This window comes from Pimelobacter sp. 30-1, from assembly GCF_018831735.1.
Taxonomy (GTDB): Bacteria; Actinomycetota; Actinomycetes; order Propionibacteriales; family Nocardioidaceae; genus Nocardioides.
The window spans coordinates 647,930-671,238 of sequence record NZ_NHTS01000003.1 but is presented as its reverse complement, the minus strand read 5'-3'; the positions used below and the strand labels follow the sequence as shown (position 1 = coordinate 671,238).

The 23,309-nt window shown below is 72.0% G+C and carries 20 protein-coding genes; 11 read left to right on the top strand and 9 right to left on the bottom strand.

Going from position 1 to position 23,309, the window contains the following annotated elements; translation table 11 throughout:
* Positions 1–2 precede the first annotated feature (2 nt).
* The gene (locus tag CCO04_RS08605) at positions 3–491 is read right to left on the bottom strand and encodes an inorganic diphosphatase (RefSeq protein ID WP_215813921.1); all 489 of its coding nucleotides are present in this window, start codon (positions 489–491) and stop codon (positions 3–5) included.
* A 138-nt stretch (positions 492–629) separates the two neighbouring features.
* Here CCO04_RS08605 and dacB point away from each other — a divergent pair, with 138 nt between their 5' ends.
* On the top strand, positions 630–2,102 hold the full coding sequence (gene dacB, locus CCO04_RS08600; RefSeq protein ID WP_215813668.1) for a D-alanyl-D-alanine carboxypeptidase/D-alanyl-D-alanine-endopeptidase: 1,473 nt from the start codon (positions 630–632) through the stop codon (positions 2,100–2,102).
* A gap of 15 nt (positions 2,103–2,117) precedes the next feature.
* Here dacB and CCO04_RS08595 read toward each other — a convergent pair whose 3' ends face one another.
* The gene (locus tag CCO04_RS08595; RefSeq protein WP_215813667.1) at positions 2,118–2,471 is read right to left on the bottom strand and encodes a hypothetical protein; all 354 of its coding nucleotides are present in this window, start codon (positions 2,469–2,471) and stop codon (positions 2,118–2,120) included.
* Between the two features lie 85 nt (positions 2,472–2,556).
* On the opposite strand from CCO04_RS08595, the gene CCO04_RS08590 reads away from it, so the two are divergent.
* The 5 genes from CCO04_RS08590 to folE all read left to right on the top strand — a co-directional run bounded on the left by CCO04_RS08590 (position 2,557) and on the right by folE (position 8,006).
* On the top strand, positions 2,557–3,606 hold the full coding sequence (locus CCO04_RS08590) for a zinc-dependent metalloprotease (protein WP_252372849.1): 1,050 nt from the start codon (positions 2,557–2,559) through the stop codon (positions 3,604–3,606).
* Positions 3,606–4,586, top strand: coding sequence for a tRNA lysidine(34) synthetase TilS (gene tilS / locus CCO04_RS08585; RefSeq protein WP_215813666.1), 981 nt, complete (start codon positions 3,606–3,608; stop codon positions 4,584–4,586). Before CCO04_RS08590 ends, tilS begins: the two co-directional genes overlap by 1 nt.
* Positions 4,587–4,591: 5 nt before the next feature.
* The gene (hpt, locus tag CCO04_RS08580) at positions 4,592–5,143 is read left to right on the top strand and encodes a hypoxanthine phosphoribosyltransferase (protein ID WP_215813665.1); all 552 of its coding nucleotides are present in this window, start codon (positions 4,592–4,594) and stop codon (positions 5,141–5,143) included.
* Positions 5,144–5,308: 165 nt separating this feature from the next.
* Entirely contained in the window at positions 5,309–7,375 is a 2,067-nt protein-coding gene (gene ftsH / locus CCO04_RS08575; RefSeq protein ID WP_215813664.1) for an ATP-dependent zinc metalloprotease FtsH, read from the top strand.
* A 22-nt stretch (positions 7,376–7,397) separates the two neighbouring features.
* Positions 7,398–8,006: a GTP cyclohydrolase I FolE gene (gene folE / locus CCO04_RS08570; RefSeq protein WP_374196992.1), complete on the top strand. Its 609-nt coding sequence runs from the start codon at positions 7,398–7,400 to the stop codon at positions 8,004–8,006.
* Positions 8,007–8,021: 15 nt separating this feature from the next.
* Here the strand turns inward: folE and CCO04_RS08565 are convergent, their stop codons facing one another.
* A complete protein-coding gene (locus CCO04_RS08565; RefSeq protein ID WP_215813662.1) occupies positions 8,022–9,410 on the bottom strand; it encodes a bifunctional dTDP-4-dehydrorhamnose 3,5-epimerase family protein/NAD(P)-dependent oxidoreductase in 1,389 nt (462 codons plus the stop codon).
* 2 nt (positions 9,411–9,412) lie between these two features.
* On the bottom strand, positions 9,413–10,411 hold the full coding sequence (rfbB, locus tag CCO04_RS08560; RefSeq protein WP_215813661.1) for a dTDP-glucose 4,6-dehydratase: 999 nt from the start codon (positions 10,409–10,411) through the stop codon (positions 9,413–9,415).
* Between the two features lie 18 nt (positions 10,412–10,429).
* On the opposite strand from rfbB, the gene rfbA reads away from it, so the two are divergent.
* The 3 genes from rfbA (at position 10,430) to CCO04_RS29700 (ending at position 13,849) form a co-directional block, all read left to right on the top strand.
* Positions 10,430–11,308 (top strand): glucose-1-phosphate thymidylyltransferase RfbA, encoded by an 879-nt coding sequence (rfbA, locus tag CCO04_RS08555; protein WP_215813660.1) that lies wholly within the window; start codon positions 10,430–10,432, stop codon positions 11,306–11,308.
* Between the two features lie 10 nt (positions 11,309–11,318).
* Positions 11,319–12,584 (top strand): glycosyltransferase, encoded by a 1,266-nt coding sequence (locus CCO04_RS08550; protein ID WP_215813659.1) that lies wholly within the window; start codon positions 11,319–11,321, stop codon positions 12,582–12,584.
* Between the two features lie 62 nt (positions 12,585–12,646).
* The gene (locus tag CCO04_RS29700) at positions 12,647–13,849 is read left to right on the top strand and encodes a TDP-N-acetylfucosamine:lipid II N-acetylfucosaminyltransferase (protein WP_215813658.1); all 1,203 of its coding nucleotides are present in this window, start codon (positions 12,647–12,649) and stop codon (positions 13,847–13,849) included.
* Here CCO04_RS29700 and CCO04_RS08540 read toward each other — a convergent pair.
* Both CCO04_RS08540 and CCO04_RS08535 read right to left on the bottom strand, forming a co-directional pair.
* Positions 13,788–14,417 carry an acetyltransferase gene (locus tag CCO04_RS08540; RefSeq protein WP_215813657.1) on the bottom strand — a complete coding sequence of 210 codons (630 nt, stop codon included), beginning with the start codon at positions 14,415–14,417 and terminating at the stop codon, positions 13,788–13,790. The two genes, CCO04_RS29700 and CCO04_RS08540, sit on opposite strands and share 62 nt — an antisense overlap.
* On the bottom strand, positions 14,414–15,538 hold the full coding sequence (locus CCO04_RS08535) for a DegT/DnrJ/EryC1/StrS aminotransferase family protein (protein WP_215813656.1): 1,125 nt from the start codon (positions 15,536–15,538) through the stop codon (positions 14,414–14,416). Before CCO04_RS08535 ends, CCO04_RS08540 begins: the two co-directional genes overlap by 4 nt.
* Before the next feature lie 71 nt (positions 15,539–15,609).
* Here CCO04_RS08535 and wecB point away from each other — a divergent pair, with 71 nt between their 5' ends.
* A complete protein-coding gene (gene wecB / locus CCO04_RS08530; protein WP_215813655.1) occupies positions 15,610–16,704 on the top strand; it encodes a non-hydrolyzing UDP-N-acetylglucosamine 2-epimerase in 1,095 nt (364 codons plus the stop codon).
* Here wecB and CCO04_RS29695 read toward each other — a convergent pair.
* Positions 16,684–19,200 (bottom strand): glycosyltransferase, encoded by a 2,517-nt coding sequence (locus CCO04_RS29695; RefSeq protein WP_215813654.1) that lies wholly within the window; start codon positions 19,198–19,200, stop codon positions 16,684–16,686. The genes wecB and CCO04_RS29695 overlap by 21 nt on opposite strands.
* A 99-nt stretch (positions 19,201–19,299) precedes the next feature.
* Here CCO04_RS29695 and CCO04_RS08520 point away from each other — a divergent pair, with 99 nt between their 5' ends.
* Positions 19,300–20,130 carry a bifunctional 2-polyprenyl-6-hydroxyphenol methylase/3-demethylubiquinol 3-O-methyltransferase UbiG gene (locus CCO04_RS08520; protein ID WP_215813653.1) on the top strand — a complete coding sequence of 277 codons (831 nt, stop codon included), beginning with the start codon at positions 19,300–19,302 and terminating at the stop codon, positions 20,128–20,130.
* Here CCO04_RS08520 and CCO04_RS08515 read toward each other — a convergent pair.
* Positions 20,127–21,641, bottom strand: a complete 1,515-nt coding sequence (locus CCO04_RS08515; RefSeq protein WP_215813652.1) for a glycosyltransferase family 4 protein — start codon at positions 21,639–21,641, stop codon at positions 20,127–20,129. The genes CCO04_RS08520 and CCO04_RS08515 overlap by 4 nt on opposite strands.
* Positions 21,634–23,163, bottom strand: coding sequence for a glycosyltransferase family 4 protein (locus CCO04_RS08510; protein WP_215813651.1), 1,530 nt, complete (start codon positions 23,161–23,163; stop codon positions 21,634–21,636). The genes CCO04_RS08515 and CCO04_RS08510 overlap by 8 nt, the downstream gene beginning before the upstream one ends.
* Between the last annotated feature and the right edge of the window lie 146 nt (positions 23,164–23,309).

The following is a 23,309-nucleotide window of genomic DNA, read 5'->3' as shown; positions in this document are numbered from 1 at the left end:
GGTCAGTGGCCGCTGGTCTTGAAGCGCTCGAACGAGGCGTTGATCTCGGCCTCGGCCTCGGTCCGGCCGACCCAGTCGGCGCCCTCGACGGACTTGCCGGGCTCGAGGTCCTTGTAGACCTCGAAGAAGTGCTGGATCTCGAGCCGGTCGAAGTTCGGCACGTGGTTGATGTCGCGCAGGTGCTCCATGCGCGGGTCGCCCGCCGGGACGCACAGGACCTTGTCGTCGCCGCCGGCCTCGTCGGTCATCCGGAACATGCCGATCGCGCGGCACTTGATGAGGCAGCCCGGGAAGGTCGGCTCCTGGAGCAGCACGAGCGCGTCGAGCGGGTCGCCGTCCTGGCCGAGGGTGTCCTCGATGTAGCCGTAGTCGGCCGGGTACATCGTGGAGGTGAAGAGGAAGCGGTCGAGGCGCATGCGCCCGGACTCGTGGTCGACCTCGTACTTGTTACGGCTCCCCTTGGGGATCTCCACGAGGACGTCGAACTCCAGCACTGGCTTCCTCCACAATCGTCGGCCCGGATCGGGTCTGGCGCGGGGTGTGGCGCAGGCTCGCTGGCCTTCCCGACGCCGATGTTCGGGACATTGTCACGCACAATGTCCTCGAACGCGCAGTCGGGGAGGAGAACCGTGGCCAAGTCGGACCGGGAGCCGGGTGGCCGGCGTACCCTCCGGGTGCTCGTCGGGATCGTGGTCGTGGCCCTGCTCGCCGGTGGCGGCGTGGCCTGGCGGACCGGCTGGGCCGAGGAGCAGTGGCACGCGCTGCGCGGTGACGCGTCCGGCCCGCCCGCCGACCCCGCGGCCGTGGCGCCGCCGCCCGAGGTGGACGCCGCCCCGGTCGCCGTACCGGGGGCGCTGGCGCCGCCCGCCGACGGATCCGCCGCCCTCGACCGCGCCGAGCTGCGCAAGGCGCTCTCGCCGCTGTCCGACCGCGACCTCGGCAAGCACGTGATCGCCGCGGTCGGCCCGATCGACGGCACCGGCCTGTCCTACCGCCTCACCGAGGGCGCCCCCGTCGCGATCCCGGCCTCGACGACCAAGATCGTCACCTCGGCCGCCGCGCTGTTCCTGCTCGGTCCGGACCGGGTGTTCTCGACCACCACGGTCCTCGACCGATCGGGCGCTGGTACGCCGCCCCGGCTGGTGCTCGTCGGTGGTGGCGACCCCTTCCTGGCCCGGGCGCCCGAGCCCGCGACGGCCGCGGCGACGTACCAGCCGGTGCGCGCCGACCTCCGCACCCTCGCCCAGCGCACCGCCCGCGCGCTCAAGGCCGACGGCGTGCGCAAGGTCGCGCTCGGCTACGACGACAGCCTGTTCTCCGGGCCGGCCCTGCACCCGACATGGCGGCCGGACTACGTCCCCGAGGAGATCAACCCGATCAGCGCCCTGTGGGTCGACGAGGGCCGCCCCCTGCCGGGCCAGGGCCCGATCGCGGACCCCTCCGCCGAGGCCGCCCGCGTGTTCCGCGACGCCCTCGCCGCCCGCGGCATCACCGTCACCGGCGCCACCACCCGCACCCAGGCCCCCGCCTCCGCCACCCCGGTCGGCGAGGTCACCAGCGCGACCGTCGCCCAGATCGTGCAGCGCCTCATCGAGGTCAGCGACAACGCCGCCGCCGAGATCCTGCTCCGCCACGCGGGCGTCGCCGACCAGGGCGAGGGCTCCTTCGCCGCCGGCCAGGAGGCCGTCCGCCGAGTGCTCTCGGCCAACGGCATCGCGATGCGCGGCTCGGTCCTCCACGACGGCAGCGGGCTGTCCCGCGCGAACCGGCTCTCGCCCGTCGTACTGGTGGACGTGCTGCGGCTCGCCGCCTCCCCGGACCACCCCCAGCTGCGCGGCCTCCTCGCCGCCCTCCCGGTCGCCGGCTACACCGGCTCGCTCGCCAGCCGGATGGACCTCGGCCCCGACGCCGGCCGCGGCCGGGTCCGCGCCAAGACCGGCACGCTCACCGGCGTCACCTCGCTCGCCGGCATCGCGGTCGACCGCGACGGGCACCTGATGGCCTTCGCGCTGATGGCCGACCGGGTCAAGAAGCCCAAGTCGCTGCTCGCGCGGGTGGCGATGGACAACGCCGCCGCGGCGCTGGGGGCGTGCACCTGCTGAGGTGGAGGAGCCGGGTCAGTGGGCCGCGGCGTCCTTCTCGCACTGCTTCCAGTCGCGGGTGATCTGCGCCTCGACGTCCTTGGGCAGGTCCTCGTCGATCGTGGCCCGGATCTGGAGGTCCTCGGGAGTCTCAGCGAGGCCGACGCGCTGGGAGAGCGCCGGGACCAGCGCGGCGGCGAGCTCGTCGGGCCCGTCGGACAGGTTGGCGGTCCGCTTGCTCTTGTCGAGCACGCCCCAGGTGACCAGCTGGTCGGTACCGACGTCATCGATCAGGCGCGTGCCCATGCATTCGGCCTCGGCGCGATCGACGATCGTGTCCGAGGACTTCACGAGTGCGTCGGCGAGCGAGGTCAGCGCAGGCCCGAGCACAGCACGACGACAACAACGCGCAGCAGGTGAGTCACAGCCGGACAACCTAGCGGTCCCTGTGGACGCACGTCCTAGGCTTTCGACCATGAGCGGACCCGCGACCGATCTCCCGCAGATGATCGACTGGGGCCTCGCCGTGTCGCTGGGCTCCCGGCTGGCCGGGGAGGGCCCTGAGGTCACCCGCGCCGAGGCGAACGAGGCCGTGGCCGAGCTGCGGGCGGGGGCGAACCGGTCGACCGGGCTGGTCCGTGAGTTCACCGGGCTCGACGCGCCCGACGGGACGGCGCCGATCCTCGTGGTCGACCGGCCGGGGTGGGTGCAGGCCAATGCCGAGGCGTTCGCGGTGGCGACCCGGCCGATGGTCGAGAAGCTCGTGACGACCAAGCCGCCGAGCGGGTTCGGGCAGCGGTTCGGGGCCAAGGTGACCGGGGCCGAGGTCGGGGGGCTGCTGGGGTTCCTGGCGGGCAAGGTGCTGGGGCAGTTCGACCCGTTCCACGAGCCGTACGGCCGGCTCCTGCTCGTCGCGCCCAACATCGTCCACGTCGAGCGTGAGCTCGGGGTCGACCCGCACGACTTCCGGCTCTGGGTGTGCCTGCACGAGGAGACCCACCGGGTGCAGTTCACGGCGGTGCCGTGGATGCGTGAGCACCTGTTCTCCGAGATCCGCGCGATCAGCGAGACCGTCGAGCCGGCCAGCATCCTCGAGGGTGGCGTCGAGCGGATCTCCGAGGCGATCAAGGCCGGCCGCAACGGCGGCAGCATCGTCGAGATGTTCAGCACGCCCGAGCAGCGCGAGGTGATCGACCGGGTGACCGGGATGATGTCGCTGCTCGAGGGCCATGCCGACGTCGTGATGGACGACGTGGGCCCGACCGTGATCCCGAGCGTGGGCGCCATCCGCAAGAAGTTCACCCAGCGCCGCCAGGGTGTCGGCGCCCTCGACCGGGTGCTGCGCCGGCTGCTGGGGCTGGAGGCCAAGATGGCGCAGTACCGCGACGGCGCGCAGTTCGTCCGCGCGGTCGTCGACAAGGTCGGCATGGAGGAGTTCAACGCCGTGTGGGCCGGACCCGAGAACCTCCCCAGCAAGGCCGAGCTGAGCGACCCCGAGGGCTGGGTCAAGCGCGTCCTGGCCTGATGGGCCTCCACCCCGCGGTCGCCGCCGTCCGCCAGGGCGTACGCCGCACGCTCGCCGGCCGGGAGCCGGGTGCCACCGTCGTGGTGGCCTGCTCGGGCGGCGCCGACTCCCTGGCGCTGCTCAGCGCCGCGGTCTTCGAGGGCCGCAAGGCCGGCCACCGGGTGATCGGCGCGACGGTCGACCACGGCCTGCAGGACGGCTCCGCCGAGCACGCGGCCCACGTGGTCGCGCAGATGGCCGAGCTGGGTGCTGACGAGACGGCGTCCGCCCGGGTCCAGGTCGACCCGGCCGGGCTGGGGCTCGAGGCGGCCGCCCGCCGCGCCCGGTACGCCGTCCTGGAGCAGCTGCGCGAGCACTTCGGCGCCGCCGTGGTCCTCCTCGGGCACACCCGCGACGACCAGGCCGAGACCGTGCTGCTGGGTCTGTCCCGGGGCTCGGGCGCGCGCAGCATCGCCGGCATGCGCCGCTCCTTCGACCACTACGCCCGGCCGCTGCTCGACGTGGCCCGGGCCGACACCGTGGCGGCCTGCCTGGCCGAGGGCATCGCGTTCTGGGACGACCCCCACAACAGCGATCCCGGCTTCGCGCGGGTGCGGGTCCGGCAGCGCGTGCTGCCGGTCCTGGAGGACGAGCTCGGCCCCGGCATCGCCGCCACGCTCGCCCGCACCGCCGACCAGGTCCGGGCCGACGTCGAGGCGCTCGACGCGCTCGCCGCGACCGCGTACAGCGGTCTAGCCCGGCCCGAGGGCCTGGCGCTCGACGGCCTCGACGGCCTGCTGCCGGCCCTCGCCACCCGCGTCCTGCGGCTCGCCGCGCTCGATGCCGGGGCCCTCGACGCCGAGCTCTTCCACGTCCACGTCACCGCCCTGCACCGGCTCGCCCAGGGGGCGATCAGCGGCGAGGTGCAGCTGCCGGGACACGTGACGGCGTACCGGGACCGCGCCCACCTCCGGTTCCGCCCGACGGCTGTGGCAGGCTGACACTCATGCATGCGAGCGACGTCGCGGACGACCTGGTCGAGGTGCTCTTCACCGAGGAGCAGATCCAGGCGCGGGTGGTCGAGATGGCGGCCGAGATCGAGCGCGACTACGAGGGCAAGGACCTCGTCATCGTGGGCGTGCTCCGGGGCGCCGTGATGATCATGGCCGACCTCGCCCGGGCCCTGAACAAGCACGTCGAGATGGACTGGATGGCGGTGTCGTCCTACGGCTCCGGGACCAAGTCCTCGGGCGTGGTGCGGATCCTCAAGGACCTCGACGCCGACATCACCGGGCGCCACGTCCTCATCGTCGACGAGATCATCGACACCGGTCTGACCCTGTCGTGGCTGACCTCGAACCTGGGCTCGCGCGGCCCGGCCAGCGTCGAGATCGCGACCCTCCTGCGCAAGCCCGAGGCGCTGCAGATGCCGGTCGAGGCGCGCTACGTCGGCTGGGACATCCCCAACGAGTTCGTCGTCGGCTACGGCCTCGACTACCGCGAGCGCTACCGCAACATGCGCGACATCGGCACCCTCGCTCCCTCGGTCTACAGCTGAGCAGGACCCGGCCGGGGAACCCGTGAGGGCCCCCAGCCGTTGGGCACAGGGGCCGCCGCGGGCGTGCTCCGGGAGCCGGTCACCATGGACCGGCCAGAATGGGAGGGTCGGCGGCCGTGTACCGTCGTCTGATCCTGATCGTGGAAATGGGGAGCGGGTAAGTACGTGAAGCGAGTTCTCAGGGGCCCTTGGCTCTGGATCCTGGTGGCGGTGGCGGCCGTCGTCCTCGCTCTCCAGCTCGTCGCGCCCGGAGGAGGGTACGACGAGATCCCCACGTCGCAGATGGCGAAGTACGTCGACCAGGGCAAGGTCAAGGAGATCACCTTCATCGACGGCGACCAGTCGATCGAGGCGACGCTCGAGAAGGGCACCCGTGACTCCGGTGACAAGGTGCTCTCGTACTACGTCAACGGCGCCCAGGAAGGCCTGATCGACAAGGTCGAGGCCCAGGAGTCCGCCGGCAAGCTCGCCAAGTACGACTTCAAGAACCCCAAGCCGAGCTTCCTCAGCTCGCTGTTGATCACGCTGCTGCCGTTCGCGCTCATCATCCTGCTGTTCGTCTTCTTGATGAACAACGTCCAGGGCGGTGGCCGGGGCGTCATGCAGTTCGGCAAGTCCAAGGCCAAGATGATCAGCAAGGACATGCCCAAGACCACCTTCGCCGACGTCGCGGGCTGCGACGAGGCGATCGAGGAGCTCGGCGAGATCAAGGAGTTCCTCCAGGAGCCCGCCAAGTTCCAGGCCGTCGGCGCCAAGATCCCCAAGGGCGTGCTGCTCTACGGTCCTCCGGGAACCGGCAAGACCCTGCTCGCGCGCGCCGTCGCCGGCGAGGCGGGCGTCCCGTTCTACTCGATCTCCGGCTCGGACTTCGTCGAGATGTTCGTCGGTGTCGGTGCCTCCCGCGTGCGCGACCTGTTCGAGCAGGCCAAGGAGAACGCCCCCGCGATCGTCTTCATCGACGAGATCGACGCCGTCGGCCGCCACCGTGGCGCCGGCATGGGCGGCGGTCACGACGAGCGCGAGCAGACCCTCAACCAGCTCCTCGTCGAGATGGACGGCTTCGACGTGCGCGGCGGCGTCATCCTCATCGCCGCGACCAACCGTCCCGACGTGCTCGACCCGGCGCTGCTGCGCCCGGGCCGCTTCGACCGCCAGATCCAGGTCGACGCGCCCGACCTGGCCGGCCGCAAGCGCATCCTCGAGGTCCACTCGCGCGGCAAGCCGCTCGGCGAGGACGTCGACCTGCTCTCGACCGCGCGCCGCACGCCCGGCTTCTCCGGTGCCGACCTGGCCAACGTGCTCAACGAGGCGGCGCTGCTCACCGCGCGGAGCAACCAGAAGGTCATCACCGCGATGATGCTCGACGAGGCGATCGACCGCGTGATCGCGGGCCCGCAGCGCCGGACCCGTCTGATGACGGAGAAGGAGAAGCTGATCACCGCCTACCACGAGGGCGGCCACGCCCTCGTCGCGGCGGCGCTGCCGGGCACCGACCCGGTCCACAAGATCACGATCCTGCCGCGCGGCCGTGCGCTGGGCTACACGATGGTGCTGCCCGACGAGGACAAGTACTCCCAGACCCGTAGCGAGATGCTCGACAAGCTCGCCTACATGCTGGGCGGCCGGGCGGCCGAGGAGCTCATCTTCCACGACCCGACCACCGGGGCCGGCAACGACATCGAGAAGGCCACGTCGCTGGCCCGCGCGATGGTGACGCAGTACGGCATGACCGAGACGCTCGGCGCCATCAAGCTCGGCGACTCCAACTCCGAGCCCTTCCTGGGCCGCGACATGGGCCACCAGCGCAACTACTCCGAGGACGTCGCGGCGAAGATCGACGAGGAGACCAAGAACTTCCTCGCGGTCGCGCACCAGGAGGCGTTCGACATCCTGGTCGAGAACCGCGACGTGCTCGACGCGCTCGTGCTCGCGCTGCTCGACAAGGAGACCCTCGACAAGGAGCAGGTCGCCGAGGTCTTCACCGCGCTGCGCCTGCGTCCCGAGCGGCCCGCCTGGACCGGCTCGCCGACCCGGGTGCCGTCCACGATCCCGCCGGTGGAGATCCCCGAGGAGATCCGCCGTCGCGCCGAGCAGAACGGCCAGCCCCTCGACCAGCAGGGCGAGGGCGGCCAGGTGCTGACCCCGCCGGGACCCGGTGGCGACGTCTACGGCGGGACGCCCGTCGTACCGCCGACGGACCCGCAGCCGCCGGCACCCACGCCGGGTACCTGAGGCCGCGCGCGTGACCGATCCGATCACCGTGCCCGATCGCGGGCCGCAGGACGTCCCCGCGTTCGACCACGACCGCGCTGAGGCCGCCGTACGGGAGCTCCTCGCCGCGATCGGCGAGGACCCCGACCGCGAGGGTCTGCGCGAGACGCCGGCCCGCGTGGCCCGGGCGTACGCCGAGCTGACCGCGGGCCTGCGGATGGCCCCCGAGGACGTGCTCACCACGACCTTCGACCTCGGGCACGACGAGATGGTCCTGGTCCGCGACATCGAGCTGTGGTCGATGTGCGAGCACCACCTGGTGCCGTTCACCGGGGTCGCCCACGTCGGCTACATCCCGGCCGAGACCGGCAAGATCACCGGGCTGTCCAAGCTCGCGCGGCTCGTCGACCTCTACGCCAAGCGCCCCCAGGTCCAGGAGCGGCTCACCACCCAGGTCGCCGACTCCCTCATGGACATCCTCGGCGCCCGCGGCGTCATCGTCGTGATCGAGGCCGAGCACCTGTGCATGACCATGCGCGGTGTGCGCAAGGCCGGCGCCCGGACCATCACCTCGGCCGTGCGCGGCCTGATGCTCTCCAACGCGACGACCCGCGCCGAGGCGATGGCGCTGATCCACAGCCCCCGGGGCTGAGCGGATCCCCTCGGCTCAGCCGAGGTACGTGACGAGCGCCTCGTCCGCGTCGGTGCTGACGAACCCCGTACCGGCGAGCTTGTCGAGCGCGAGCGTGCTGTGGAGCGGGCGCGGCGAGAGGGACTTGCCGGCGCCGTACTCCTCGGTGCTCACCGTGCCGACCCGCGCCGGGTCGTGGCCGGTGAGCTCGAAGACCCGGCGGGCGTAGGCGGCCCACGAGCGCGGCTCGCCGCTGTTGGTCACGTTGTAGGTGCCGTACGCCGCCCCGCTGTCGACCAGGTGCCGCGTGGCGCGGGCGAGCTCGGCGGTGAAGGTGAGCCGGCCGACCTGGTCGTCGACGACCGACGGGTCGATGCCGTCGGCGGCGAGGCGGGCCATGGTGCGCACGAAGTTGTGGCCCTCGCCGATCACCCACGAGGTGCGGAGGACGTAGTGGCGGGGCGCTCCGGCGACGGCGAGGTCGCCGGCGGCCTTGGTCTGGCCGTAGACGCCCAGCGGGGCCAAGGGCGCGTCCTCGCGGTGCCCACCCGCGACGGGGGAGCCGTCGAAGACGTAGTCGGTCGAGTAGTGGACGAGCGTGATGCCGCGCTCGGCGGCGATCCGGGCCAGGGCGGCCGGGGCGGCGGCGTTGGCCGCCCAGGCGACGGGACGGCCCGCGGGGGTCTCGGCCTGGTCGACGGCGGTGAAGGCGGCGGCGTTGAGAACGAGGCCGTAGTCCTCCCACGGCCAGGCGGCGAGCGCCGCGTCGTCGGTGAGGTCGAGCTCGTCGAGGTCGACCAGGGTGGCGTCGGGGAAGACCTGGGCGAGGGCGTGGCCGAGCTGGCCGCGGGCGCCGGTGATCAGGGTCCGGCGCGGGGCGAGCGGCGTGACGTCGGGCAGCAGGGGGTTCGCCTGGTCCTTGGCCGAGATCTCCACGTCGGGGGAGTCGAGGGGGATCGGCCACGGGATCGCGGCGGCCGGGTCGCCGAGGTGCAGCGCGGGATAGGTCCGCCCGGCGACGAAGTGGTCGTTGACGAGGTAGGAGTAGACCGTCCCGTCGACGAGCGCCTGGTAGGAGTTGCCGACGCCGCGAGGCACGAAGACGGCGACGTTCTCGTCGACCTCGGTCCAGTACGCCGTACCGAAGGTCGCGCCCTCACGCATGTCGACCCACGCCGCGAACACCCGCCCGGTGGCGACCGAGACCAGCTTGTCCCACGGCTCGGTGTGGATGCCCCGGGTCGCGCCGCGGGCGGCGTTGAAGCTCATGTTGTTCTGGACCGGACCGAAGTCGGGCAGCCCGAGCGCGACCATCTTGGCCCGCTGCCAGTTCTCCTTGAACCAGCCGCGCTCGTCCCGGTGCACCGGCAGCCGTACGACGAGCAGCCCCGGGATCGGCGTGGTCTCGACGCTCAGGTCCGCCACGGTCACTGGCCCTTGGCCGCGTAGGCCGCCTCGGTGGCGTCCTTGCCGGGCCGCCACCACGCCTCGTTCTGCCGGTACCACGCGACCGTGTCGGCCAGACCGGCCTCGAAGTCGCCGTACTGCGGGAGCCAGCCGAGCTCGGTGCGCAGCTTGCCGGCGTCGATCGCGTAGCGCAGGTCGTGCCCGGCGCGGTCGGTGACGTGCTCGAAGTCGTCGGGGTCGCGGCCCATCAGCTGCAGGATCAGCCGGACCACCTCGAGGTTGGACTTCTCGCCGTCGGCGCCGATCAGGTAGGTCTCGCCGATGCGTCCCTGCTGGAGGATCGTGAGCACGGCGGAGGAGTGGTCCTCGGTGTGGATCCAGTCGCGCACGTTCTCGCCCGACCCGTAGAGCTTGGGCCGGCGGCCGTCGATCACCTCGGTGATCTGGCGGGGGATGAACTTCTCGACGTGCTGCCACGGGCCGTAGTTGTTGGAGCAGTTCGAGATCGTCGCCCGCACGCCGAAGCTGCGCACCCACGCGCGGACCAGGTGGTCCGAGCCCGCCTTGGACGCCGAGTAGGGGGACGACGGTGTGTAGGGGGTGTCCTCGGTGAACTTCTTCGGGTCGTCGAGCTCGAGGTCGCCGTACACCTCGTCGGTGGAGACGTGGTGGAACCGGACATCGGCCTTGCGCACCGCCTCGAGCAGCGTGAACGTGCCGATCAGGTTGGTCTGGATGAACGGCGACGGGTCGCTGAGCGAGTTGTCGTTGTGGGACTCGGCGGCGTAGTGGACGACCGCGTCGTGCTCGGCCACCAGCGGCTCGACCAGCGCGGCGTCCACGATGTCGCCGACGACCAGGCGCACGCGGTCCTCGGGCAGCCCGGCCAGCGCCTCCCGGCTGGCCGCGTAGGTCAGCTTGTCGAGCACGGTGACCGTGGCGTCGGTGTGCCGGACGAGGTGGTGGACGAAGTTGGAGCCGATGAACCCGGCTCCGCCGGTCACGAGAAGGCGCTGCACGCGTGACAGTCTAGGAACATGCGCGGGATCATCTTGGCCGGAGGCACGGGGAGCCGACTGCACCCCATCACCCACGCGGTCAGCAAGCAGCTCATGCCGGTCTACGACAAGCCGATGATCTACTACCCGCTCTCCACGCTCATGCTCGCGGGCATCACCGAGGTCCTGGTCATCACGACCCCGCACGAGGTCGAGCAGTTCCGCCGCCTCCTCGGCGACGGCAGCCGGCTCGGCATCACCATCACCTACGCCGTGCAGCCCTCGCCCGACGGTCTCGCCCAGGCCTTCCTCATCGGCGAGGAGCACCTCGCCGGCGGCGGCGCCGGCCTCGTCCTCGGCGACAACCTGTTCTACGGCGCCGGCCTCGGCACCCGCCTGCGCCGCTTCGCCGACCTCGACGGCGCGGCGGTCTTCGGCTACCGCGTGGCCGACCCGACGGCGTACGGCGTGGTGGAGTTCGACGCCGAGGGCCGCGCCCTGACGCTGGAGGAGAAGCCCGAGCGCCCCCGCAGCCGGTACGCCGTACCGGGGCTCTACTTCTACGGCTCCGACGTCGTCGCCAAGGCCAAGGAGCTCAAGCCCTCCCCCCGCGGCGAGCTCGAGATCACCGACCTCAACCGGCTGTACCTCGACGAGGGCCGGCTCCAGGTCGAGGTCCTGCCCCGCGGCTCGGCCTGGCTCGACACCGGCACCTTCGACGACCTCAACGACGCGAGCAACTACATGCGCGCGCTGGAGGCCCGGCAGGGCACCAAGGTCGGCGCCCCCGAGGAGGTCGCCTGGCGCCTGGGCTATATCGACGACACCCGGCTCGAGGAGCTCGCCCGGCCCCTGGTCAAGAGCGGATACGGGCGCTACCTGCTGGATCTGCTGACGGAGCGCCACCCGGGACCTTAGTCTCGCACGCATGCGTGTGCTCCAAGCGCCGGTGAACATCGCGAACCAGGCGTGGTACCAGGCCCAAGGCCTGCGGGCTCTGGGGCACGAGGTCGAGGTCTGGGACTACGGATCCGCGCAGTTCGACTATCCCTCCGACCGCCGTCTCGACATGGCGGGCGGCGAAGCTGCGTGTGCCGACGTGGTCCGCGAGGCGCTCGCCGGCGGATTCGACGTGGTGCACTTCCACTTCGCGCAGTCGCTGGTTCCGGCCGTAGGAACCCTCCCGGCCTACTGGGACCTCCCGATCTGGCGCGCCATGGGGGTGCCCGTGGTGATGACCTTCCACGGCTCGGACGTCCGGCTGCGGAGCCACCACGTGGCCGACGACGAGTGGAGCTTCTACCGGTTCGCGGACGTGCCGTGCGACGAGGAGCTCATCACCACCCGGCTCGACGTGATCCGCAGGTTCGCCTCCCACATGACGGTCGGCAGCGTCCTCGACCTGCCCTACGCCGACGGAGCCGTCTACCTGCCCAAGATCATCGATGTGGCGGCGATCGAGGCGCCACCGCTGCTGACGGACGGCCGACGGCCGGTCATCGCCCACGCGCCGAGCCGGCGGGCCCTGAAGGGGACCGATCTGATCCTGGCGGCGCTGGACCGGCTGCGCAGCGAGGGAGTCGAGTTCGACGTCGACCTCATCGAGGGCGTCGGCAATGCCGAGGCGCTGACGCGCATGGGGCGTGCCGACATCGTGGTGGAGAAGGTGCTCGGCGGCGACATCGGAGTCACCTCGATGGAGGCGATGGCACTCGGCCGGGTGGCAGTCACCCGGATCCGCGACGAGGTGCGTGAGCGCCACCCCGATCTTCCGGTCGTGTCGGCCGACCCCACGACGCTCGAGGAGGTGCTGCGCGACCTGCTCGCGGACCCGGCGCATCGCGCCCGGATCGGCAGCGAGAGCCGGTCGTACGTCGAGCGCGTGCACGGGATCGAGGCCGGGGGGCGCCGGCTCGAGGAGCTGTACCGCACGCGCGAACGGCCCGCGCTCGCGGGCTATCCCGGGTGGCCGTTGCCCGCCCCCGAGGCGCGAGCGACCGCGGCCGAGCGTGACCTGCATGCCGCCAGGGCCGGGATCCAACGCAAGGACGCCCGGATCAAGAAGCTCCGGGCGCGCTTGAGCAGGGCCGCCGCCGACCGCGACCGGGCTCGCGAGGACCTGCGCGAGCTCGAGGCCCGGCTGAGCGATGCGTCGCTCGCCGACCGGGTGCGGAGGCTCGTCCGCCGCGCCTGAGCCGACCACCTAGACTCGGCGGCACGTGGCCGACGGGAGACGGCCCCAGGGCGGGAGCACAGGTGAGGATCCTCCATATCGGCTTCGACTCGCACTTCGTCGACTACTTGGTCGCGCGTTTCGAGCAGCAGCAGCCGGGAGCCAACGAGCTGATCGTGGTGTCCCACACCGAGCCGGCCGAGCGGGAGCGTGCGTTCGCCGGTCCGCGGACCTGGCTGCAACCGCGGGCCGAGCACGTCGTCGAGGTCCAGGAGAAGGCGGCGGCGGTCGATGTCGTCGTGGTGCACGCGATGACCGAGTTCGCCGCGTTGGTGTGCGCCGAGCTGCCGTCCGGGGTGCTCCTGGTCTGGAGCGGCTTCGGCTACGACTACTACGTGGGCGAGTCCGGCGTGGACCTGGTCGGTGAGCGCACCCTCGCGCTCGTGCAGCGCACCTCCGGGGGCCGGCAGCCCGATCGCAACGGCAAGCTGGTGCTCGAGTGGGAGCGGGCTCGGCTGGAGCCGCTCGCGGTGGACTTCGTGCGCCAGCGGGCGGCGGCACGAGCCGACTACTTCTCGGCACCGATCGATGCTGACCTCCACGTGTTCGCCCGCGCCTTTCCCGGGTTCGCCGGCGAGTACCGCCAGCTCAACTACGGGGACCTGGCTTCGATGGCTCCGACGCGGGATGCCGTGGTCACCGGCGACGACATCCTCGTCGGCAACTCGGCGTCCTGGGCCAACAACCACCTCGAGGCCTTCCGGCTGCTGGCGAAGGCGGACCTGGGCGACCGACGGGTGGTCGTCCCGCTGACCTACGGGGACGACGCGTACCGGGACGCCGTGCTGGCGGCCGGGCGGCGCAAGCTCGGCGAGCGGTTCCACCCGCTGGTCGACCATCTCCCGATCCAGGAGTACCTCACCCTGCTCGGGTCGTGCGGCGTGGTCCTCTTCAACCACCGCCGCCAGCAGGGGGTCGGCAACATCGTGGCCGCGCTGCAGCAGGGCGCCCACGTCTACCTCGACCGGCGCAATCCCCTCTTCGGCTGGCTCCGCGATCGCGATGTCGTCGTCCAACCGCCCCGGGCTCTGCTCGACCAGGTGCCGGTCGGGCCGGTGCCGGACGAGCAGCTCGACCACAACCGGCGCGTCCTGGCCGAGACCTGGAGCGAGGATCGCGTCGAGGCGAACCTCCGCTCGCTCCTGGAGGAGCTGGAGGCCCGGCTCAGCGCTTCTGCGCGGCGGGTACGCCGGCCACGAGCGTTCGCGGCGCGACGGGCACGGTGACGCAGGCCCCGGCGGCGACCACTGCGTCGGCGCCGATGACGAGCGGATCTCCGGTGCGTCCGTCGATGACGGTGGCGCCGATGCCGAGGAAGGCGCCACTGCCGATGCTCACGTTGCCGGCCAGCTTGACGCCCGGGGCGAGGGTCGCGAAGTCGCCCAGGACGGCGTCGTGGCTGATCGTGCATCCGATGTTGACGTGGACGTGGCGGCCGATCGTGATGTCGGTGGTCAGCACGCTCCCCGCGGCGATGACGCTCCCGGGACCGATGTCGACCCGTTCGGACCGCTCCACCCGGGGGTGCACCAGGGTGGCCGCCGTGAGCCCGGCGCGCTCGCACGCGGAGGCTGCCTGCCGTCGGAGGCCGGCATCGCCGAGCGCGACGACGTACTGGCCGCCGGGTTCGATGTCGTCGGTGAGCAGGCGCACCGGGTCACCGTGCACCGGGGCGGTGACGTAGCGCTCGTCGTCGACCAGGAAGACGACCTCCAGGGACGGCCCGTGGATCTCGCGTGCGAGCCAGGCCAGCTCACGTCCGTGGCTGCCGGCGCCGAAGACGTAGAGCCTCATCGGACCGACCTCGCCCGGATGAGGTCGGCGATGACCTCCACGTCGTCGGGTGACACGGCTCGTCCGGTGGGGAGAACGACGACCTCGTCGGCCACCTGCTCCGTGTGCGGGAGGTGCCGGCCGGCATCCGGGAACAGGTCTCGGTAGGGCTGCATCCGGTGGCAACCGGGCCAGAAGTAGCGCCGTGCCAGCACGTTCTCGCGGTGCAGGAGCTCGACGAGCTCGTCGCGGCCGAGGCCGTACTCCTGCCCGACCTGCAGGACGACGTACTGGTAGTTGCGCCGCTCGCTCGCGTCGTGCTCCAGCACCTGGATGCCGGGTACACCGTCGAGTGCCGCCCGGTAGGCCGCGTGGTTGCGGCGATTGACCTCGATCGTCCCGTCGAGCGCTTCCAGGTTGGTCAGGCCCATGGCCGCGCAGATCTCGGTCATCTTGCCGTTCGTGCCGGCGTGGATGACGTTGTCGTACCCGGCGAAGCCGAAGTTGCGCATCAGCCTCATGGTCTCGGCGAGCTCGTCGTCGTTCGTGACGATGGCGCCGCCCTCGAAGGTGTTGAAGAACTTCGTCGCGTGGAAGCTGAAGACCTCGGCCCGCCCGAACCCGCCGATCATCCGGCCGCCGGCCGAGCAGGCGAAGGCGTGGGCCGCGTCGTAGAGCAGGTCCAGGCCGTGCTCGTCCGCCACCGCCTGGAGCTCGTCGACGTCGGCAGGACGTCCCCAGAGGTGGACCGGCATGATCCCCGTCGTCCGCGGCGTGATCGCACGCCGGACGGCGGCAGGGTCGAGCGTGTGGGTCGTCGGGTCGATGTCCGCGAACACGGGGGTGATGCCCTGCCAGTGCAGGGCGTGTGGCGTCGCCACGAAGGTGTAGGACGGCACGATCACCTCGCCGGAGAGCCCGAGGGCACGGACGGCGATCTCGAGCCCGACCGTCCCGTTGCACACCGCGACGCAGTGCCGAACGCCGATCAGCTCGGCGATCCGCTGCTCCAGCTCGCGCACCACGGGACCGTCGTTGGAGAACCAGGTGCGGTCGAAGATCTCTCCGACGCGCGCGAGGAAGGTCTCTCGGTCCCCGGTGTTGGGGCGTCCGACGTGGAGCGGCTCATCGAACGCGGGCATGGGGCGACCCTACTGCCGGCGCATTGGTATCGTTCCCGCGCGTCCGACGCCCCCGAACGAGAGCAGTTGCGATGAAGGTCATCAGCGTGGTCGGTGCCCGGCCGCAGCTCGTCAAGCTCGCGCCGATCGCGGCCGCGATGACGCGCGCCGGTCAGGAGCACCTCGTGGTGCACACCGGGCAGCACTACGACGCCGAGATGTCGGACGTGTTCTTCAGCGGCCTCGGCATCCCGGCCCCCGACATCCACCTCGGTGTGGGCTCGGGCAGCCACGGCGCGCAGACCGGGACCATGCTCTCGGCGCTCGACCCGATCTTCGACAAGGAGCGCCCCGACTGGGTGCTCGTCTACGGCGACACCAACTCCACGATCGCCGCCGCGCTGGCCGCGGTGAAGCTGCACGTGCCGGTGGCCCACCTCGAGGCGGGCTTGCGCTCGTTCAACCGGCGGATGCCCGAGGAGCACAACCGCGTGCTCACCGACCACGCCGCCGACCTTCTCCTCGCGCCCACCCAGGTGGCGATGGACCACCTCGCCCGGGAGGGTCTGGCCGAGCGCTCGCGGCTCGTCGGCGACGTCATGGTCGACGTCTGCCTGCAGGTACGCGACCAGGTGCTCGCCGGCAACGTCGCGGTGACCGGGCTGCCCGAGGGCGTGGACCCGGCGGCGCCGTACCTCGTGGCGACGCTGCACCGCCCCGACAACACCGACGACCCGGCCCGGCTGACCGCGATCCTCGACGCGCTCGCCGCCCTTCCGGTCCCGGTCGCGCTGCTGGCCCACCCGCGCCTGGTCAACCGCGCCGCCGCGCACGGCTTCGACCTGGCGCGCGGCTCGCTGCACGTCGGCCGCCCGCTGCCCTACGGCGAGCTCGTCGCCGCGGTCGTGGGCTCCGCCGGCGTCGTCACCGACTCGGGCGGCCTCCAGAAGGAGGCGTTCCTTCTCGGCAAGCCGTGCACGACGATCCGGCCCGAGACCGAGTGGGTCGAGACGCTCGAGGGCGGCTGGAACGTGCTGGCCCCCGATCCGCACCTGCTCCCGGACTGGACGGCGGTCGCGACCCGGCCGGCGCCGACGGTCGACATCGGACGCCCGTACGGCGACGGGCATGCCGCCGACGAGGTCGTCCGGGTGCTCGCCGAGACCTCAGGGAGCCAGGAAGCCTGACAACGCCTCGACCGTCCGGGCTCCGTCGTGGTGGCGCCGGACGAACGTGCGTGACGCAGCGCCGATCCGTGCGGCCTCGTCGCGATCGTCCAGCAGGCGCTCCACGGCCTCGGCGACCGCGTCGGCCCGGGCGTTGACGATCGGGGGAGTCTCGCCGACGACCTCGGACACGATCGGGCTGAGACCGGCGATGACCGGCTTGCCGGCCGCCATCGCCTCCGCGGCGAAGACGCCGTAGGCGCCCACGGAGAACTGGTCGATGACGACGTCGGCGGCCTGGACCCGCTCGCGCATGGTGCGCCACGGCACCCCCTCGACCAGCTGGAACTCGATGAGGCCCCGCCGGTCCAGCTCCTCGAGCTGCGCAGCGAACCGGTCGGTGCCCTTGGTCCAGCGCTTCGACGGCGCGTGCAGCACGATGGGCCGCCGCCGCTCGAAGACCGGCGCCTCGGTGTGCCAGGCGTCCACGTCGACGACCAGCGGCGCCCACGTCGCCGTCGGCAGGTCGGCCAGCAGGTCGGGAGTGGTCACGAACAGGGGGAGGCCGGCGGACGCCGCGATCTGCTGGTTGCGCTCGGTCTCGGCGATGCGCTCGGCCAGGGTCTCGTCGTCGGGCACGTCGGCGTACAGCGAGTCGGGGTAGCGCTCCAGGTGCCGCAGGGGGTGCCGGACGTCGCTGCCGTGCGCGAGCAGGGCGACCTGGATCCCGGCATGGCGCAGTGCCGGCAGGTCACCGGCGATGTCGAGCCCGTTGAGCTGTCCGAACACGGGCCGGAAGGCGTCGGCGATCAGGTGGGTGTAGCGCGGCAGGATGCGCTCGACCTCCCGCAGCTGGACATCGAGGCGGTCGGTCGCGCCCTTGCGGATCTTGACGTCGGCGGGATAGCCGAACGCCGCCTTGGAGGCGTGGATGACGACCTCGCACGAGACGTCCGCGCGACGGTCGGTGATCGCCTGGGCGAAGGCGCCGAGCTGTCCGGCGAAGTTGGCCGGGCCGAGCCCGAGCCGGACGGGGGTGTCGCCCATGGGCCGCCAGCGTCCGGAAGGAAGCCCCGCACCCGTGGCGGGTCCGGGGACCCGGCGGGGAGCCTCGTAGACCTCCCAGGTCGGAGTGCGGTCGTAGGACGGCGGTGTGATGCCGGAGATCCGGGTGTACAGGTCGACCAGACCGGCGGACTGGTGCTCCCACGACAGGTCGTCCAGAACGGCGTCGGTGATGCCGGCCCGAAGCTGGTCGCGGTTCGCCAGGGTCCGGGCCGCTGCCTCGCGGAAGGCCGACGGGTCGTCCGCGACGAAGACCTCGCCCACCTCGTGGTCGCGCACGAAGGCGGCGAGGGTCTTCACGTCCGACACGATCGCGGGGATGCCGGCGTGGAGGTACTCCGCGAGCTTGGTGGGGAGCGAGAGCTCGTAGTTGATGGTGCGCTGCGAGCAGATGACGCCGGCGTCGGCCGAGGAGAGGTAGTCGGCGACGTGCTGCTGCGCGACGTACGGAACGACGTGGACGCGGTCGCGGACGTCGAGCTCGACCGCGAGCTTGAGCAGCTCGCGCAGCTCGCGGTTGCGCTGGCCGGTGACCACGGCCAGGTGCACGCCCGGGAGGTCCGGCAGGGCGCGTACGGCGGTGCCGATGCCACGCTGCGGGTGGAGGTACCCGGAGTAGACCAGGAGCGGGACGTCGGCGCCGAGGCCGGCCGCGGCGCGCACGGACACCTCGCCCGTGCCGACCGCGGCCCGGATCGGAGTGTTGCGGACGACGACCGGGGTCTCTGGCAGGTCGTACTCCTTGACCAGGAGGTCGGCGATCTCCGGTGAGACGGTCACGACGGCATCGGCCGCACCGATGAGCTCGCGCTCGAGTGCGGGATAGGCCGCCATGCGCCGCTCGTCCGGCCAGTCGACGCCGGGCACGTACTCGTGGGCGTCGTAGAGCCACGCCACGCGCTTACCGCGAGCCCGGAGGCGGGCCGCGACGCTCGCTCCCACCTGCAGCATCGTGATGTCGTTGGCGTGGATCACGTCCGGGGCGAGATCCTCGAGCACGGGGCCGAAGGCGAGGTCGAGATCGACCAGCCCCGGCCAGTCCTTGCGCCAGTCGCCGGTCGCGCCGGGGGTCGGTGCTCCGCCTGCGCGCCGGTGGAGCCGACGGCGGACCCGGAAGCCCTGGTCGGTCACCCCGGCCCAGAGGTGGCCGACGGCGCCCGAGGCACTGCGCTTGCGGCTGCGGGCCTCGTGCCGCGCCGTGGTGAGCGCGAAGGCCTCGTCGCGCCGGTGGGTGCGGGCCTGCTGCTCGCTCGACAAGGTCAGCGGCACCGGCACCCGGATGACCTCGACGGGACCGTAGGTCGACCGCTCGATCTCGTCGCCGCTCGCGCGACCGACGAGGGTGACGTCCCAGCCGGCGTACGCTGCGGCGAGCGCGGACTTCTGGACCCGCGAGTCACCGCGGATGTTGTTGGCGACGATCACCGCGAGCTTCGGGCGGTCCGAGGGCACGAAGCCTCCTGGGGTCTACGGACGGGGCGCCCGGAGTCTACCGAGGGCGGTGTTAGCGTGAGCCGGTCCCGACTGCGCCACCACCGACTCGGAGAGCCCGTGACCTACTCCAACAAGGACTACTGGCGACGACTGCACGAGCGGGAGGACCTCAGCTCGGTCGGGCAGTCCGCGCTGTCGGGCGACGTCAACTCGTGGATCTACCGCACGATCCGGCGCAACCTCAGCGGCTTCGCCCGCCGCCAGGGCCTGCGCGCGACGCCGGGTCAGCGGGTGCTCGAGATCGGTGTCGGAACCGGCTACTGGGTGGACTTCTGGCAGGCGCGCGGGTGGCAGGTCGATGGGTGCGACCTCGTGCCGGCGGCCGTCGACCGGCTGCGGAGCGCCCAACCCCGAGCCCGGTTCTGGGTGGCCGACGCGAGCGACCCCGACGGGCTGTCCGGACAGTCCGGCGGCGCGGCATCCGCCGACGGCTACGACCTCGTCACCGCGATCAGCGTGCTGCTCCACATCACCGACGACGCTGCCTTCGACCGGGCGCTCGCCAACGCTGCTGCTCAGGTGCGGCCAGGCGGCCACCTGCTGCTGGTCGAGCCCGCGCTCACGGTCAAGAAGAAGCAGAAGCCGTTCGACCCGGCACGACACTCACGGGTCCGGCTGCTCGCCACCTACCGGGAGCCGCTGCAGGCGCTCGGCCTCGAGCTCGTGACCGTCGAGCCGACGACGGTGCTGGCCGCTGATCCGCTGGAGGCCACCTCGCCGCGCCGGATGCGGCTCTACCGCCGCTGGTGGCGCCTGGTCGGCCGCTCGCGCCGACAGCCGCTGGTGGGCAAGGTGGTCGGACCGACGATGTACGCCCTCGACGCTGCGTTGATGCGCACCCACGAGGCTCCGACGTCGAAGATCCTGCTGTTCCGCAAGGCCCGCTAGCGCCCGAGCACCTTGCGGTAGACCCCGTCGAGAACCTCGGCCTGGGCCTCCCAGGTCCACGAGCGCATCAGCTCGGCGTCGTCGAAGGCCTTGCGATACTTCGGCAGGTCGCCGAAGACGAGCTTGGCTGCCCGCACCAGGTCGGCCGCGTCTCCGGGCTGGAAGACCTCTCCCTGGCCGGTGCGGCGCGTGGTCTCGGCCATCACCTTGACATCGGTGACCAGGACCGGCAGCCGCGCCTGCGCGTACTCGTAGAACTTGGTCGCCAGCGCGATCTCGTTGTTGGGGCCGTGGAGCAGGGTGTGCACGCCGGCGTCGGCACTCGACAGGTAGGGGACGATCTGGTCCACCGGTACGAACGGCGCGGTGTGGACCCGGTCGGCGACCCCGAGCTCCTCGGCGAGGTCGAGCAGCACGGGCACCACGGGCTGGAAGGGCACCTTGACCACGAGCACGAAGTGGATCCCCGGCAGCTCGGGCAGGGCCCGGACGACGGTGTCGACGGAGCGCTCCGGCGAGATCGCGCCCGAGTAGACGAGGAGCGGGACGTCGTCGGCGAGGCCGATCACCTCACGCACGGTCTGGTCCGGCTGGGTGGTGTCGCCGACCAGGGGTGCGTTGCAGACCACGGCCGGCCGCTCGCGCAGCCCGTGCTCCTCCTGGAGCATGTCGGCCAGCACCTCGCTGACGGTCACGACGGCGTCGGCGTAGGGAGCGAAGGAGCGCTCGAGACGCACCTGCGCGGGAAGCCAGGTCCGAGAGACCCGGGCGACCTCGAGCCCGGGCAGCCACTCGTGGGCATCCCAGACCAGCTTGACCTCGCGGCCCTGGGCCGCGGCGCGGTTGACCGCGCGAGCGCCGACGTGCAGCATCCGGTGGTCGTTGGCGTGGATCAGGTCGGGACGCAGCCGGTCGACGACCGGTCCGTAGCCCCGCTCCCAGTCCCAGATCGCCGGGTCGAGCTGCTCCCACGCGTCGTCGCGCCGGGTCGTCGTCCACCAGGAGATGGCGAGCTCGTCGATCTTGCCGGTCGCCAGGCGCCGTCGCTCGCGGAGGCTCTCCGACGCCGTGACCCGGCGGTCGACGAGGCGACGCCGGGCGAGCGCCTTGGCCATCCGGGCCCGACCGGTCAAGCGCGCCAGACCGCGATCGCGACCCTTGCCCTTGGCCTCGTCGATGCGGAAGCGGGCGGACTCGACCGCGGCGTCGGCGAGGGCGTCGCTGTGCCGCTGGAGGCGAACGCTGCGGTAGGCGAGCGGATTGCGGAGCAGCGTGCTGCGCTCGAGCCGGGGAGCAGCGCCTGCCTCGGTCGCGACGTACGCGAACCGCGCCGGTACGTCGCCGAACATGCCCCGCTTCGGGTGCTTCTCGGCGAGGCGGCGCCCGACCAGGGTGACCCGCCAGCCGCGCTCCGCCATGGCCCGCGCCTGCTTCTGGACGCGCGAGTCGCCGACGATCACGTTGTCGACGAGCATCACGACATGGGGGCGGTCGTCCTCGACCTCAGACATGGCGGCCTTCCATCATGCTGGCGTACACGCGGTCGAGCGCGACGGCCTGGGCCTCCCACGCCCAGGCCTCCATCCGCTCGGCGTCGTCGTAGGCGGGGAGGTACGAGGCGCGGTCGGCGAGCACCTTGCGGATCGCGCTCGCGTAGGTGACCGGGTCCTCGCACTCGAAGACCTCGCCCTGGCCGGTGGCACGCACCGTCTCGGCCATCGTCTTGAGGTTGCTGACGACGATCGGAAGACGGGCGTGCGAGTACTCGAGGAACTTCGTGATGAGCGAGATCTGGTGGTTGAGGAACGGCAGGCCTGGAAAGACCCCGATGTCCGCGGTGGAGAGGAAGGCGACGACCTGCTCCGAGGGCACGTAGGAGAGGAAGTGCACGCGGTCGGCCACGCCGAGTTCCGCTGCGCGGTCGGCGAGTCCCTGGACGTACGGCGGCAGGTCGGTCACGCCCGGCTGGAGCACGACGAACGCCGTGTGGGTGCCCGGCAGGTCGGGCAGGGCCTCGACCATGACCTCCAAGCCGCGCTGGGGGGCCGCGCCACCGGAGTAGACGACGAGGGGCACGTCGGCGGCGAGGCCGCACTCGCGGCGGACGTCGGTGTCGCAGGTGATCGGGGGATCGGTGATCACCGGGGCGTTGAGCACGATGGCGGGACGCTCGGTCAGGTGGTGGTCGGCGATGATGAGGTCCGCCAGCGGCTCCGAGACCGTCACGACCGCGTCGGCGTAGGGAGCGAACTCGCTCTCCATCGAGACGTGGGCGGGCTTCCACCGCGGGTGCGGTGACCAGGGGCTCATGCCGCGGAGGTACTCGCGGACGTCCCAGAGCACCTTGACGTCACGGCCCTGTGCTCGGGCGCGCAGCTTGGCGCGCGCCGCCACGGCGAGCATCATGAAGTCGTTGGCGTGGATGATGTCGGGAGCCAGCGAGTCGATCACCGGGCCGTAGACGAGCTCCTGCTCGTAGGCCTCGGGCCAGAGCCGGCGCCAGGCGCCGTCGCCGAGCACGCGCTGCCAGGCGGTCGAGGCGAGCGCGTCGACCCGGCCCTCGGCCTTGCGGCGCTGGCTGATGAGGTCGTCGGTGGCTTGGAGCCTGCGGTCGGCGATGGCCACGCGGGCCTTGGCGGCGAGGGCGCGTCCGCGGAGCGCCGCGACCCGGAGGCCGGTCGCCGGCGGCTGTGCCGCCCGCACCGCGTCGACGCGGTAGCGGAGGTCGCCGAGGCGGGCGCGGTGCCAAGCGGCGAGGTAGCGGGGCTTGCCGCGGGAGCTGTAGGCCAAGGGGGAGCGCACCAGGGGGCTCCGGAACGCGCTGCGGGGCTGACGCAGGGTCTTGCCGGGGTCGACGGCGACGATCGAGGCACCGTGGAGGTCGACGTCCTTCGAGGCGTTCCCGACCGCGACCGCCACGACGTCCCAGCCCCGGTCCTGCATGGACCGGACCTGCTTGATGACCCGGGAGTCCGCGCCGAGCCGCGTGTGGACCAGTACGACGACGCGCCCCCGGGAGCTGTCGCTCGCCATTGTCATTGCCCCCCTAGAGATCTTGTCGACCACGGCACCCTACCTGTCCCGGTGGACCGTACGTGGTCCGCGCCAGGGGTGTGCGTCGCGCCGTCTCGGCCGACCCGCTTCCCTCGTGGAATACTCTCGCGACGAAACGCTCCGGG